This is a genomic window from Salinivibrio sp. ES.052, from assembly GCF_900141775.1.
Classification (GTDB): Bacteria; Pseudomonadota; Gammaproteobacteria; order Enterobacterales; family Vibrionaceae; genus Salinivibrio.
Map to the genome: position 1 here is coordinate 1780754 of NZ_FSRI01000001.1, position 13939 is coordinate 1794692.

Here is a 13939-nt window from a genome sequence, read left to right on the forward strand (position 1 = left end):
AAGCCATGCATAGACTTGGCTAACAGGGAGATGAGTGGGAAAGAGAGTGGAATGGGGGGAAACGGCGCCGCACTATTCCTACGAGGCGCCTTTGGTGATTAGCGTATTTGTCGCTGCGCAAGCATCGGCAGTACGTGTTGATCGCCTTTTGCTAACAGCGCGAGACAGAGACTCTCGTTCCATTGCGGCCAAACACGATACACATAGGGGTCTTGTCCTTCACCAAGGCTAAAGCCCCCCACAAAGGCATCGCGTATCGCTTTCAGCGCTTTGTCTTGCCCGGTTTCACTGTTATCAAACCCTTTTTTACTATCTCGGGCTTTTATCCCCGCCCCGATTGAGCTTGGCAGATAGGTAAGCGGCTGATTCAAGCCCTGTTGATAGTCTTCAACCAAGGCTTGTAGGTGTGCTCGCGCGTCATCTTTGCTGAGTGGGGAAAACTCGATGGTTTCTTTCACTCCCACCAGCGTACTCGGCACGGCTTCGCCCATTGCGCATTGGCATAAATGATCAATCCATACTGAAAGCTGATGACGTACAGTCAGATCGCCACAATGAAAGCGAACCAAGCTGTCTTGATAACGCCGATTGAGCCAACCTTGCAGTTGTACCTCACCCAAGGCAGTAGGAAGGGTCAGATTGAGTTCAAGATCGGGGCGCAGCGCGGCGAGCAATGGCGTTAAGCGTTGGTACATATCACGGATCACCATAACTTGCGTATCCAAGGTCAATTCGCCAAAGTACGCTAAGGGCAACTTGCCCTGTCCTCGCTGTCGGGCCATAAAGTCCTGCACACTTTGGGGGCTGTCATCGGTTTCAATAAAGTGGGCTAACAGCTGATCGCGCAGCTGAAAACGGTGCAAGGTATCTAAGCGAAAGGGTTCAAATTCTTCTAACGGCGCTTCTAACTGCTCAAAGAAGACTTTCAAGCGGCGTTGGAAAAAATAGCGCACGGGCAACCGCCAAAAGCGCTGCAACTCAGCCAACTCAATCACAGGATCAGTATGGCTATCCGGATCTGGGCTTAATGCATCATCCATAAATGCCGGTAGTTGCGTCCCTTGTCCTTTGGCAGCCGGTAGCCACTCTTGCGCGTAGCTACCATCATGAGCAAACGCCTCTGGGCTAAAGGGAGTGAGTGGATGAGTCTGGATAAGCCTCTCTTCCAGCCGCTGACGTGACTGGACTTCGGGTAAGTCGCGGTCACCGGCCAAACAGTAGCCTTGGGTACAATATTCAAGCAGCTCGGTAACCAGCACCGACGGGACTTTTAAGCTGTTATCTTGCACTGAGCGCCCGACATAACTGATATATAAACGCTGCTGTGCTGACTGCAGCGCTTCTAAAAACAGGTAACGATCATCGTCGCGACGCGAGCGATCCCCTGCCCGCGTGCGGCCCACCATTAAATCAAAACCGACGCTAGGCACAGTGCGCGGGTACACGCCATCATTCATCCCAAGCAAACACACCACATCAAAGGGAATTGAGCGCATCGGCATCAAGGTACAAAAGTTGACCTGACCGGCCAAAAAGCGCTGGCTGACTCGCTCGTTGTTGAGGCGACCATTAAAGTAATCGCGCACCACGGGCAACGTTAGCGTGTGGGTAAAGGCTGCATCGCTAAGCTGTGTCAGCCAACTGTCTAACTGGGTACGGATCAATTTGACCGCTAACTCTTCATCCCCTTCAATGGCGAAGCAGTCATCCAGCATTTGGGTCAATCGCGCCACCCACGCCTTGCCATCGCACTCAATCGCTAACTGCTGCTGGTAGTAAATTAAGGTGTCGATAAACAGCCCTAAACGCCCCGCCAGCTCCGCATTAAGCCCTTGGACTTCATCATAAGGGACGGTGTCTGCAAACAAGCCAGCCTCACTCGGCATCGCGTAGCCGAGTAGCATGCGTTTCAGGCCAAATAGCCACGTATTCTGATACTGCTCGGGCAAGGCAAATTGACTCGCGGTATGGGTATCAAGCCCCCAGCGAATGCCGGTTTCTTCCACCCACTGCTTAATCTGATCAAACTGTTGGCTGTCGATGGCAAAACGGCGCGACACCGCCGGCACCTCAAGAATTTCCAATAGCTCCGCCGCACTGCATCGACTATCAGGCAGGGTGAGCAGGCGCAAAAAGGCGGCTAATACCGGGCTTTCTTGATCGGCGCTGCGATCTGAGATGGAAAAGGGAATAAAACGCTCACTCGGCGCATTACCAAACACCGCTTGAATGGCGGGGCTGTAGGCATTGATATCCGCCACCATCACAATCACATCGCGGGGGCTCAGTGATGGGTTGGCCTCAAACATCGCGAGTAGCTGATCGTGCAGCACTTCGACTTCGCGCATCGGGCTGTGACAGGCATGGATTGCGATGGATGCATCATCTGGCTCGATTTCTGTTTTCACCGCACTGGTTTCAGTCTGCTTGGGATCGCCCGGCTCATTCAAATCCAAAATATCGGCTTGGATGTGATGCAGTAGATTATCGCGGTTAATAGGTACAAAGCCGCTATCAATCTCATTACAGGCCATTTCCGAGAGCAGCAGTAAGTTGTCGCGCCCCAGTTTTCCCATCGACGCCAGCAAGCTGTTCCCTACTTCACCGTGCTCGGGCTCATCAAGTCCCAGTGCCAATTGGCTCTCGGCGGGGATGTTTTCAATTCGGCTGATCTTATCCCGCGCCAATGCGGCACGTTTAGCCAGATAGCGCTTGTCGCGAATATCGCCCCAATAGTAACGGCATGGGTTGGTGAACATAAAATGCACCTCCACATGCTCGCCCAGTGCTTGCAACGCATCCAGATAGCGTGGTGGGAGCGCGGAGATGCCAAACACAAACACCCGTTCAATATCAGCCAGCCCCGCAGGCTTGTGCTGATGGCTGGTTAAGGTATCGATAAACTCTTGATACAAGTTAGCGCGATGGTAAGGCGATTGGCCCAGCGCCAATGTGTGATCGTATAAGCGACGCCACAGTTTTTGCTGCCAAGGCTGCACATCGTCAAGCTCGGGTACCGGTTGCTCTTGCTCCCATGCCAATACCCACTCGGGGCGATAGACCAAATACTGGTCGAAAATATCGGCCACTTTTTCGGCCAGCTGGTAAGCACGCTGCTGATCCTGGCTATCTTCCAAATACGCGGCTAAATCAGCGAACTCTGGCGCATCCAGACAGCTGGGTAAGATGTCCATTAGCTTCCATGTCATCGCCTCTTTATTGAAATCACTGCGCTCAGGCACGCCATCCAACACCCGAATAAACAACTGCCAGATAAAGGTGGCGGGAAGTGGGAATTCGACGTTTGCAACAATCTGCTGCTCGTTGGCGAGTGCCATTTTTAACCACTGCGCCATGCCGGGGCTTTGCACCAGAATAAGTTCTTTTTGAAAGGGGTCAGACAGCGGACGCTGCTGGATCAGGGAGACCAACAGCGATTTTAACAGATCGAGCTGATTAGAGTGATAAACAGTAAACACAAGGCGCTCACATGGGAAAGATAACTGGCATCGATTGTGGCCGATTGCCGTACTAAGCGCAAACCGCTACCGACACACCGCGACCTCGCACACGACTTGTTAAGCGCGTGATAATGCGGCAAATCGCTGAGCGATTACACGCGATTGTCACCCACACTGAATGCGATCAGCTGGCTGATATGGTTCAGTGAACGCCCCGACTCTTGCTGCCACTCATTAAATGCCTGTTGCGCTGCTTGCATCGCCCGCTTGGTCTCTCGACCGCTATCAACGATTTTAGTCGCGCGCAGGTAGTGCTCGATATCACGGGTGAACAAGAAGGTGTCCTTGCCCATTCGGCGCAAGGTATAAGCACCGGTATTACCGCCTAAACGCTTACCGTGTTTTTTTAAATACTGCCATAAACCGACAATATCCTCGCTGGGCCAATCGGCGACAAACTGGCTAAAACTGCCGTGCGATTGCTGCACGCGGTGGATCATTTCCGCGTTGTGCGGAATCGTCATCACCTTGGTAAGGTGACGAATAATCGCTGGGTTGGTGGCTTTTTCTTCCCACATTTCCGGTGGCATCAGCAGCATTTTCTCAATATCAAAGCCCCAGAATACCTCTTCGAACCCCGGCCACTTTTTACGGACGACCTGCCAACTAATGCCCGATTGAAACACCTTCTGACTAAACGCCGCTAACCAGCGATCATCCGGTATCTCACACAAGGCATGAGGCGCAAGCGGTGCCACCAACATGCGCTCTACCTCGCGTTGACCGCCTTTGCGCTCAGCGGCACGTTGATAAATGGTGCTAAATTTTTCTCTCATGTCACAATCATGGCCGGGTCAGTGGACAATGGCCCTTATCCTACTGTATAAAAAGACAGTAAATCAACGAAGAGAGGGTAATTATGGCCGTTATCGTCAAGTACGTGGTCGAACGCGAGGGAGAAGAAAAGATGACATTTACCTCCAAAGCTGAAGCCGACGCCTACGACAAAATGTTGGATATGGCAGATGCCATGTTCGATCTGATTGGAGAAAGCGAACTGGTAGACGACGAAGAAAAGCGTGAAGCCTTGTCGCTATACCTTGCTCAACACAAAGACTCGGTGCTTGAAGCACTGGGCGCAAAACGCAAGGCGGCAAAGAAAAAGCCGGCAAAAAGCGAGAACAAAGCGGACGAGAGTCGCGACGACAAAGACGCCGATGCGGCCTAAAGTTGTGATTGCTGACCCTTTTAGCATCCGCGAAAGAGCAAGCCCATTTGGCTTGCTTTTTTTATGCCTGTCTCCTGATGACTATGCATCAACATGAATCGGTGCGCTGACCTGTAACGGTTTTTGCCTCCGCCAGCCGTTAAGCGCTTCCAACCACCGCCGCTTGTCTTTAAGATGAAGTGTTTGATGTTTTAAGCCCAACGACACAAGGAGATTCCCCCCAATGGCAAGCTTTGCTCTGGCACTCGGTACCGCCACTCAAAACCAGGACGGTAAAATCATTGAAGCCTATTTCCCAGCGCCCCTGCTTAATCCTAGTGATGATCTGGTAAGTGCCCTAAGCGCGCTAACCGATTATAGCGCCGGTAATCAGGTACTAGAGGTTGCACCAGAAACCTGCGCTGCAATCAGTGAAGCCTTCGCCGCCGCTGGCGCTCAAAAGGCAGCTAACTTTGCGAGCAAGGCTCAACAAACCACACAGCCACTGGTGCTGGTTATTCTAGAAAACGACAGCAAACCCGCATCGGTGGCTGAAGGCTTCCTCAAGCTTCAACTGATCTCGCACCGCTTAGTCAAACCACACGGTGTGGTGCTAGACGGACTCTTTGGCCTGCTGCACAACATTGCTTGGACCAACCAAGGCCCAATCGACTTGCCGGAACTGCCTGAGCGTCAGATGGAAGCGCGTCTGAAAGGCGAAACATTAACCGTTGAGTGCGTGGATAAATTCCCGAAAATGACCGATTACGTGGTGCCTGCCGGTGTGCGTATTGCTGATACCGCCCGTGTTCGCTTGGGCGCCCATGTGGGTGAAGGCACCACGGTGATGCACGAAGGCTTTATCAACTTCAATGCCGGCACCGAAGGCAAGAGCATGATTGAAGGCCGTATCTCTGCGGGTGTGATGGTCGGTCAAGGTAGCGATATTGGCGGCGGTGCATCCATTATGGGGACGCTGAGTGGCGGCGGCCAGATTGTGATCTCAATTGGTGAGAACTCACTGTTGGGTGCCAATGCTGGCCTTGGCTTCCCATTAGGCGATCGTTGCACCATCGAGTCAGGACTGTATGTCACCGCAGGCACCAAAGTCACCATGCTCGACGCTGACGGCAATGTGGTCGAAAGCATCAAAGCACGTGATTTGGCCGGTAAGTCGGACCTATTGCTACGCCGCAACTCAAAAACGGGGGCGGTTGAATGCTTAACCAACAAAACGGCAGTTGAGCTCAACCATGAGCTACACGCCAATAACTAATCAAGCCCGCTTTTAGTTCTTTTCAACGGCGGCCAACTTGGTCGCCTTTTTTATGCCGACTTTGCCTTAATGACTATCGCGTCACCGCAATACGCCAAAAAGCACAAGCAGGTTTGTGGCACATTTTTAACCACAAGCGAAAACTAGGAAAATAAACAGGCGCGAGGCGGCCCTGACTGGCGGGTAAATCAGCGTTCGTGATCTCTCCCAACGTAGCATTTTTGGCATTGATTTCAAGGCTTTTCCGGCCTTTTCGATGTCAGGATTCGCGAATGCTCACAGATCCTCCTATCGAAAAACTCCCCCCCTTTAAACATGAGCCAAGTCACGTTATCAATGGCGTAAAGCGGTAATCTAAAGATGAACCTAATACAGGGGAACAAAGAGGAACGAGTATGAGAGTGGAAATTGCAGGCAAAAACATCGAAATCACTCCCGCCATCCGTGAGCGCATCGAAAGCCGCTTTGACAAGTTGGCCAAGTGGCAGGTGGCACTCATCAATCCTCATGCTGTGATCAGTAAAGAGCCAAACCACCAGTTTAAAGTAGAAGCCAAAGCTGGGTTGCCGGGTTCAACGCTGGTTGCCTCAGCGGAAAGCGATGACATGTACAAAGCGATCAATGACGTAGGCCAAAAGCTGGAGAAACAACTCAATAAAGTCCAACACAAGGGCGAGGCGCGTCGTAACGAAAAATCTGCCGCGACGGTTGCGATGGAAGAAAACCCATCCGATGAGGAAATCTAGACCCTCAACGCAACACCAAATATGCTAAACATGTCAGCCCCGCTCTTGCGGGGCTTTTTGATCCTTGACACGCCTGCCCGCGCCCCATATGGTTAATCCATACGCAAACATAACAACACAACGCCCAATGCTGATGACCGCCCATTTTTTTCGCTTCTTTTTTATCTCGCTAACGCGGGAGGAAGCGTGCTAAGCCCAATCAGCCTGGCGCACTAACCTCCCAACCGGGAGGTTTTTTTGTATTAGAACAAGGATAATGTATGCCAGACACACCACGCCCATTGGATGAAATACGCACGCGAATAAGCCAGCTTGATCAAGAGCTGCTGACACTATTGGCCGAGCGCCGTCGCTTAAGCCTGGATGTCGCCAAAAACAAAGTCGCCGTGCAAAAGCCCATTCGCGATCAAGCTCGTGAGCAAGCCTTATTAGAAAAACTGGTGAATAAAGCGCAAGATCACCAGTTAGACGCTCACTATGTGCTGAGCCTGTTTCACACCATTATCGAAGATTCGGTGCTTATCCAGCAGCGTTATCTGCAAAACCTGGCCAACCCCGACAATCAGCGTCCAGTGGCACGGGTTTCTTTCCTGGGCAACCAAGGCTCTTATTCCTATCTCGCCGCGCGCCAATACTTTAGCCGCAAGCAAACCGAACTGGTGGAAATGGCCTGTGACAGCTTTAAAAAGGTGGTAGAAACGGTAGAAACGGGCCATGCCGATTACGGCATCTTACCCGTAGAGAACACCAGTTCTGGCTCAATCAATGAAGTGTACGATCAGCTGCAGCACACACGTTTATCGATTGTCGGTGAGCTCACGCTGCCTATCGACCACTGCCTGCTTACCGTCGGTGACCAAGATCCAAACCATATTGATACCTTGTATGCCCACCCGCAGCCGCACCAGCAATGCAGCGAATACATTGACACTTTGGGTAAAGTGAAGAAGATTTATTGCTCCAGCACCGCTGAAGCCATGCAACAAGTGGCGGATTTAAACCAGCCCAATGTGGCCGCGATTGGTCATGCGGCAAGTGGTGAGTTTTACGGTTTAACCGCGATTAAGAGCGAGATAGCCAACCAACAGCAAAATCACACCCGCTTTATTGTCGTGGCCCGCAAGCCGGTTAAAGTGTCGTCACTGACCCCGGCCAAAACCACTTTTATTATGTCGACCTCGCAGCAAGCCGGCTCCTTGGTCGAATGCTTGATGGTACTGCGCGAGCGCGGCATCAATATGACCAAGCTCGAATCTCGGCCCGTGCTTGGCAACCCATGGGAAGAGATGTTTTACGTCGATGTTGAAGCCAATATGGCTAGCAACCTGATGCAAAGTGCGCTGGACGAACTCACCACCCTGACCCGTTATCTAAAAGTGCTCGGCTGCTACCCGTCAGAGACCATTTCCCCCACCGAGGTATCGCTGCCGGACAGCAATGAATAATAATAAGTTACCAATAAAAAAAGCCCACGATGTGGGCTTTAATTATTATCAATACCAATGCCCATATGGGATATCTCTGGCGTCTTTAGGCAACTTTCTTAATGTGTACTCATCTTTTAAGTATAATTTTTCAAAATTATTTCTTCTAGCTCCAGCTGGGGGCATATCTCTAAGTATTTTAACAATTGATTGTATTTCCTTAGACTCAAATCGATACCCGCGCGATAAAGCATCATGTAGTATGGGAATTAAAGCATTATATTTCTCATTTGCATCTTTTTTGTCTTCTAGTAGTCCATACATCATTTCCAAAGGTGTAGCCAAAGGAGATGCTTTAGATATAGAGCCTAAAAGTGACTTAGGATTCATACTCATTTTATAATGACCTTTGCTATCGCAGCATTAATGCCAACCTCGATTAAAAAAAGAGAATAATGACTAGAACTAAAGCTCTGATCCCAATATCTTAAAATGGGATATAAATAGTCAGCAATAGTTATTGCAACATATGCTAAAGCGATAATTTTACACTCTAAATCGCTAAAAATGGCTATATTTCTATACTTTGAATATAATGCGATAATGACAAAAAACATCACAACAGGTGATATGAAATTAATCGCGTGCTCTACATAGTCTCCAACTGTAGACATTGAAAATAACAACGAAGAGCTGAATACTATATATATGAAACCCACTAACGGAAAATATCTATTCTGCATAAAATTCTTATTTAAATTAATCTTTAGATAAAAGAACAATAAAAGCCGAAAAACACTACCAATATATAAATAAAAAATCGATTGAAAAATCACTCCTCATTGGAGATATAATGTTTTTTAGGATCAATATCTCACTCTAGTTACCTCATTATTTTTATTCCATTGCTATTTATGACAGAGAAGGTATTTCTACGCTATCAAAAAACCAGCCAAGCGGCTGGTTTGAGTATAGATTTATCATCTATTGTCGGGGGGGGGGGTTAGGTACGCTAGGTCGCGGTGCGGTGGGTCGCATCGTTAGCTTGTCGCAACAGGCCTTGGCTTTCTTGTAAAAAGCGTGGCGCGTAGTCACCAAACCAATTTTCGACTTGCGCGAAGGCATCAACAAACGTGGACTTATCATGTTGTTCAAGCAAATCAATCGCTTCGCCAAAACGCTGGTAAAAGCGTTTGATCATCGCCAGGTTTTGCGGCGAGGACATAATAATATCCGCATACAGACCCGCATCTTGGGCGAACAAGCGCCCCACCATCGCAAGCTCTAAACGATAAATCGGTGAACTTAGCGCGGTGAGCTGATCTAAATTGGGGTTTTCTTCTGCCAGATGGACCCCGTAAACAAACGACGTAAAGTGACGTAGCGCTTGGATCAGCGTCATGCCCTCATCATGCTCAACGGCACTGATCCTGTGCAGTCCCGCCCCCCAAATACGAAATTGCTCGAGCAGCCATTGGTAGGCTTCTGGCTCGCGGCCATCGCAGTAAACAATGACCTGTTTAGCCAGGCTAGCCACATCGGGGCCAAACATCGGGTGTAGACCGACCACTGGGCCTGAATGCGCGGCTAACATCGCTTGTAGCGGACCTGATTTGACTGAGGTGAGATCCACTAATAAGCAGTCATCTGGCAGTTGGGTCAATTGATTAATGACCGTTTCCGTGACATCAATGGGCACAGACACCACCACCATACCCGCGTCAGCCAGCAAGGTATCCGCATGCTCCCAATCGTCTTTATCCAGCACGGTGACTTGATAGCCAGAAAGCGCAAACAAGCGTGCAAATAAGCTACCCAGTTGGCCTTTACCGCCAATCACCACCACCTGGCGCAAATCAGGGTTTAAACACTTAAAGCCAGAGTCATTTTCACTGCTGTACGACTCACGCATGGTACGACGCAGCACGTCTTCAATTAAATCCGGTGGCACGCTTTGCGACTCGGCTTCTTGACGACGCGAAGCGAGCATCGCCGCTTCACGGTCTGGTGCATAGATGGGCAAACCATGTTGGCTTTTCACCTCCCCCACTTCTGCCACCAGTTCTAAACGGCGCGCGAGCAAGCTCACCATTTGTTTGTCGACATCATCGATTTGATCGCGCAGTCGGCTCAGTTCTGCCACCATGATTTAGCCCTGTTGAATACGTTGTTGAAGAGAGGTTGCCAGCTCTTGGTGAGCATGACGCAACAATTGTTCAGTAGACGCCCAATCAATGCAAGCATCGGTGATCGATACCCCGTATTCCATTTCGTGTTTGGGTAAGTCTGCCGATTGGTTACCCGCGTTGAGGTGGCTTTCGATCATCAGCCCAATCACGGAGCGGTTACCTTGTTTAATTTGATGGATCACATCTTCTGCCACCAGCGGCTGACGACGGTAGTCTTTGCGCGAATTCGCGTGGCTGCAATCCACCATCAAGGACGGATTCAGTCCCGCTGCTTCCATTTGCTGCTCGCATTCGGCGACGGAGACTGAGTCGTAGTTGGTTTGCTTACCGCCACGTAAAATCACATGGCCATTGGGGTTACCTTGTGTGGTCAATAATGCCACTTGGCCGGCTTGGTTGATCCCCATAAAGCGGTGACCTGAGGCGGCGGCTTTCATCGCATTGGTGGCGGTGGCGAGATTGCCATCTGTACCGTTTTTAAAGCCGATTGGCATCGACAGGCCACTGGCCATTTCACGATGGGTTTGTGACTCGGTGGTACGTGCGCCAATCGCCGCCCAGCTAAACAGATCCCCAATGTATTGCGGGCTGATCGGATCCAGCGCTTCGGTGGCCAGCGGGATCCCCATTTGCGCTAAATCTGTGAGTAGACCGCGCGCTTGTTTAAGGCCTGATTCAACATCAAAGCTGCCATCCAGGTGCGGATCATTGATTAACCCTTTCCAGCCAGTGGTAGTACGTGGCTTTTCAAAGTACACCCGCATCACGATAAACAAATGATCGCTCAGCTCATCCGACAAGGCTTTCAGACGGTGAGCATAATCTTTGGCTGCCTCAACATCATGAATCGAACACGGTCCACACACCACGAGTAGGCGATGATCGCGCTTGTGAATAATATCTGCCACGGTTTGACGCGCGTGACTGATCGCCGCCCGGGTACTTTTTTCAATCGGAAATTGCGCGCGAAGCTGCTCTGGTGTCAGAAGCACCTGCTCATCGCGGATATGGATATTGATCACCGAATCTTGCTGCATAGCCTCGCCTTAAATTGTTCATTAAGTTTTACAACGACAATACCAGTCTCCATTTTAAAAGCAATAGAGGTGTACCCTTTTATTTACTGTGTAAAGTTTTAATTACAAAAGCGATTAATATAGAGTCTTAAACCGTCAACCGTTACTATAACCTATCCGTCTTCTTTGTGTGGGTCGTTATGGCACTGGTTCTCTCACTTCTTCAGCAGATGAGCGTCTATCTGGTGATCGCCTATTTGCTGAGTAAAACGCCGGCGTTTATGCCACTGCTGAGTATTTCTGGACGACTGTCGCATAAGGTCGCTTGTTACTTCCTCTTCTCTGGCTTTTGTATTCTCGGCACCTATTTTGGGTTGGGCATTCAAGATGCAATTGCCAACACACGGGCGATCGGGGCCGTGATGGGGGGCTTGCTTGGCGGGCCGATCGTGGGCTTTTTGGTTGGGCTGACCGGGGGCTTGCATCGCTATAGCTTGGGTGGTTTTACCGATCTCGCCTGTGCTATATCGACGACTGCCGAAGGGTTGATTGGTGGGTTAATGCATCGGTACTTGGTGTCACGCAATCAAACTAGCCGTTTGTTTTCTCCTGCTGTCGTGTTAGCCGTGACCTTTGTCGCTGAGCTGGTGCAAATGGCAATTATCCTCGCGGTGGCTGAACCCTTTAGCCGCGCATATGAACTGGTTAGCGCGATAGCTGCCCCCATGGTGATTGCCAACTCCATTGGCGCGGCAATGTTTATGAGCATTATTGTCGACCGAAAAACCTTGTTTGAACGCTATTCGGCGGCTTTTTCCAGTAAAGCGCTTAAAATTGCTGAACGCTCGGTCGGCATTTTAAGAAGCGGGTTTAATCAACAAAGTAGTGAACAGGTCGCCGCCATTATCCAGCAAGAGACCGGTGTCGGGGCTGTGGCAATCACGGATCGCGAGAAAATCCTCGCCTTTACCGGCATTGGTGATGACCACCACTTACCCGGTACTCCAATTGCGTCGGATTATACCCGGCGTGCCATTGCGGATGACCAACTCATCTATATTGACGGCGCGGATACCCCTTATTGCTGCTCACTGTCTCCCCATTGCAAACTTGGCTCTGTGTTGGTGATCCCCTTGCGCGGTGGAGATGGCTATGTGCTTGGCACTGTCAAGCTTTATGAACCTAAACGTAAACTCTTCTCGGCAATTACTGTCACCATGGGAGAGGGGATCGCGCGGTTACTCTCCAACCAGATTTTGACTGGGCGTTATCAGCGCCAACAAAGCTTGCTCACCCAAGCCGAGTTAAACTTGTTACGCGCCCAAGTCAATCCGCACTTTTTGTTTAATGCTTTAAACACCATTAGTGCGGTGGTAAAGCGCGAGCCGGAGCGCGCCCGCCAGTTAATCCAACACCTCTCGACCTTTTTTCGCAGTAATCTCAAGCAAAATCGCGAGACCGTCTCGCTTGCACAAGAGCTGAATCACCTCGATGCGTATTTAGAGATCGAGCATGCTCGCTTTGCTGATCGTATGAGTGTTGACAAGCAGATTGACCCGGCTATCTTGCAGGCGGTGATCCCAAGCTTTACCTTACAACCTTTGGTCGAGAATGCGGTTAAGCATGGGATCAGCCAATTGATGGCGGACGGCAAAATTATTATTCGGGGCTGGCAAGAAAACGAATGCTTGTATCTACAAGTGGAAGACAATGCTGGGCTTTACCAACCGGCGGCACAGCACTCAGGACTGGGGATGCGTATTGTCGATAAGCGCGTAAGAGGGTTGTTTGGTGGCCAGTACGCGCTGAGAATGACCTGTCAGCCCGAAGTATGGACGCGGGCAACTGTTACCCTACCCTTGACCTATCAAGCGCCCAGCAAGGAGAGAGAGGCATGATAAAGGCATTGATTGTCGATGATGAGCTTCATGCGCGTGAAGCATTAGAAGACGAGTTACTCGCACTCGGTGACGTTGAGGTGATTGGGCAATGCAACAATGCCATCGACGCCCTGAAAACCATCAATCAAACCCGCCCCGATGTGGTGTTTTTAGATATTCAAATGCCTCGCGTGACAGGATTAGAGCTGTTGGCTATGCTCGACCCTGACACCATGCCCAAGGTCGTCTTTGTCACCGCCTATGATGAGTACGCAGTGCAAGCATTTGAGGAAAATGCATTCGACTATTTGCTCAAGCCTGTTGAAACTGTACGGCTAAAAAAATCACTGGAAAAACTGACCCGAGAGCTAAGCCAAAAAAATGATTACCAAGTGATCACTCCCGCGTTGGATTTACTCCCTTGCGCAGGGCATAACCGGATTATCTTGATCCCTCACCAAGACGTCGAGGTTGCAAGAACGACCGTAACGGGTATAGCCCTGCTCACCACCAACGGCGAATCGACTACGCACTTGAGCTTAAAGGTGCTAGAAGATAAAACGCCGCTCATGCGCTGCCATCGCCAATATTTGATTCACCCAGGCGCCATCCGAGAGATCCGTTTATTGGACAATAGCCTAGCAGAGGTCATCACCGTCTCTGGGCATGTAGTACCCGTAAGCCGACGCTACTTAAAAGCGTTAAAGGATAAACTCGGGCTCTGCCCGTAGCGCACCACC

General features: G+C 50.3%; 11 protein-coding genes. 6 read left to right on the forward strand and 5 right to left on the reverse strand.

The annotated features are described in order from the left end of the window. Window positions 1-98: 98 nt before the first annotated feature. Together recC and BUQ98_RS08270 are read right to left on the reverse strand one after the other, a co-directional pair. On the reverse strand, window positions 99-3479 hold the full coding sequence (recC, locus tag BUQ98_RS08265; RefSeq protein ID WP_074213324.1) for an exodeoxyribonuclease V subunit gamma: 3381 nt from the start codon (window positions 3477-3479) through the stop codon (window positions 99-101). A gap of 134 nt (window positions 3480-3613) precedes the next feature. Next, window positions 3614-4297, reverse strand: a complete 684-nt coding sequence (locus BUQ98_RS08270) for a DNA-3-methyladenine glycosylase I (RefSeq protein WP_046074136.1) — start codon at window positions 4295-4297, stop codon at window positions 3614-3616. 83 nt (window positions 4298-4380) lie between these two features. Here BUQ98_RS08270 and BUQ98_RS08275 point away from each other — a divergent pair, with 83 nt between their 5' ends. From BUQ98_RS08275 to pheA, 4 genes are all read left to right on the forward strand, one after another. After that, complete coding sequence (locus BUQ98_RS08275) at window positions 4381-4689, forward strand: YebG family protein (protein ID WP_046074135.1); 309 nt, start codon at window positions 4381-4383, stop codon at window positions 4687-4689. A 223-nt stretch (window positions 4690-4912) separates the two neighbouring features. Then, on the forward strand, window positions 4913-5944 hold the full coding sequence (gene dapD, locus BUQ98_RS08280; protein ID WP_074213325.1) for a 2,3,4,5-tetrahydropyridine-2,6-dicarboxylate N-succinyltransferase: 1032 nt from the start codon (window positions 4913-4915) through the stop codon (window positions 5942-5944). 395 nt (window positions 5945-6339) lie between these two features. Beyond that, a complete protein-coding gene (gene hpf / locus BUQ98_RS08285) occupies window positions 6340-6690 on the forward strand; it encodes a ribosome hibernation-promoting factor, HPF/YfiA family (RefSeq protein WP_025673399.1) in 351 nt (116 codons plus the stop codon). Window positions 6691-6950: 260 nt separating this feature from the next. Further along, window positions 6951-8135 carry a prephenate dehydratase gene (gene pheA, locus BUQ98_RS08290; RefSeq protein WP_074213326.1) on the forward strand — a complete coding sequence of 395 codons (1185 nt, stop codon included), beginning with the start codon at window positions 6951-6953 and terminating at the stop codon, window positions 8133-8135. A gap of 48 nt (window positions 8136-8183) precedes the next feature. Here the strand turns inward: pheA and BUQ98_RS08295 are convergent, their stop codons facing one another. The 3 genes from BUQ98_RS08295 to BUQ98_RS08310 form a co-directional block, all read right to left on the reverse strand. After that, entirely contained in the window at window positions 8184-8510 is a 327-nt protein-coding gene (locus tag BUQ98_RS08295; RefSeq protein ID WP_131826387.1) for a hypothetical protein, read from the reverse strand. Between the two features lie 616 nt (window positions 8511-9126). Beyond that, window positions 9127-10260 carry a bifunctional chorismate mutase/prephenate dehydrogenase gene (gene tyrA, locus BUQ98_RS08305; RefSeq protein WP_074213329.1) on the reverse strand — a complete coding sequence of 378 codons (1134 nt, stop codon included), beginning with the start codon at window positions 10258-10260 and terminating at the stop codon, window positions 9127-9129. Window positions 10261-10263: 3 nt separating this feature from the next. After that, window positions 10264-11340, reverse strand: coding sequence for a 3-deoxy-7-phosphoheptulonate synthase (locus tag BUQ98_RS08310; RefSeq protein WP_074213330.1), 1077 nt, complete (start codon window positions 11338-11340; stop codon window positions 10264-10266). Between the two features lie 179 nt (window positions 11341-11519). Between BUQ98_RS08310 and BUQ98_RS08315 the strand changes: the two genes are divergently transcribed. Together BUQ98_RS08315 and btsR are read left to right on the forward strand one after the other, a co-directional pair. Then, complete coding sequence (locus BUQ98_RS08315) at window positions 11520-13217, forward strand: sensor histidine kinase (protein ID WP_074213331.1); 1698 nt, start codon at window positions 11520-11522, stop codon at window positions 13215-13217. After that, complete coding sequence (gene btsR, locus BUQ98_RS08320) at window positions 13214-13930, forward strand: two-component system response regulator BtsR (RefSeq protein ID WP_074213332.1); 717 nt, start codon at window positions 13214-13216, stop codon at window positions 13928-13930. The genes BUQ98_RS08315 and btsR overlap by 4 nt, the downstream gene beginning before the upstream one ends. Window positions 13931-13939 lie beyond the last annotated feature (9 nt).

What these genes read in the sequence shown, in the direction of transcription:
- BUQ98_RS08270 (WP_046074136.1), bottom strand. Translation starts at nt 4,297, where the DNA reads ATGAGAGAAAAATTTAGCACCATTTATCAACGTGCCGCTGAGCGCAAA.
- BUQ98_RS08275 (WP_046074135.1), top strand. Translation starts at nt 4,381, where the DNA reads ATGGCCGTTATCGTCAAGTACGTGGTCGAACGCGAGGGAGAAGAAAAG.
- dapD (WP_074213325.1), top strand. Translation starts at nt 4,913, where the DNA reads ATGGCAAGCTTTGCTCTGGCACTCGGTACCGCCACTCAAAACCAGGAC.
- hpf (WP_025673399.1), top strand. Translation starts at nt 6,340, where the DNA reads ATGAGAGTGGAAATTGCAGGCAAAAACATCGAAATCACTCCCGCCATC.
- pheA (WP_074213326.1), top strand. Translation starts at nt 6,951, where the DNA reads ATGCCAGACACACCACGCCCATTGGATGAAATACGCACGCGAATAAGC.
- BUQ98_RS08295 (WP_131826387.1), bottom strand. Translation starts at nt 8,510, where the DNA reads ATGAGTATGAATCCTAAGTCACTTTTAGGCTCTATATCTAAAGCATCT.
- tyrA (WP_074213329.1), bottom strand. Translation starts at nt 10,260, where the DNA reads ATGGTGGCAGAACTGAGCCGACTGCGCGATCAAATCGATGATGTCGAC.
- BUQ98_RS08310 (WP_074213330.1), bottom strand. Translation starts at nt 11,340, where the DNA reads ATGCAGCAAGATTCGGTGATCAATATCCATATCCGCGATGAGCAGGTG.
- BUQ98_RS08315 (WP_074213331.1), top strand. Translation starts at nt 11,520, where the DNA reads ATGGCACTGGTTCTCTCACTTCTTCAGCAGATGAGCGTCTATCTGGTG.
- btsR (WP_074213332.1), top strand. Translation starts at nt 13,214, where the DNA reads ATGATAAAGGCATTGATTGTCGATGATGAGCTTCATGCGCGTGAAGCA.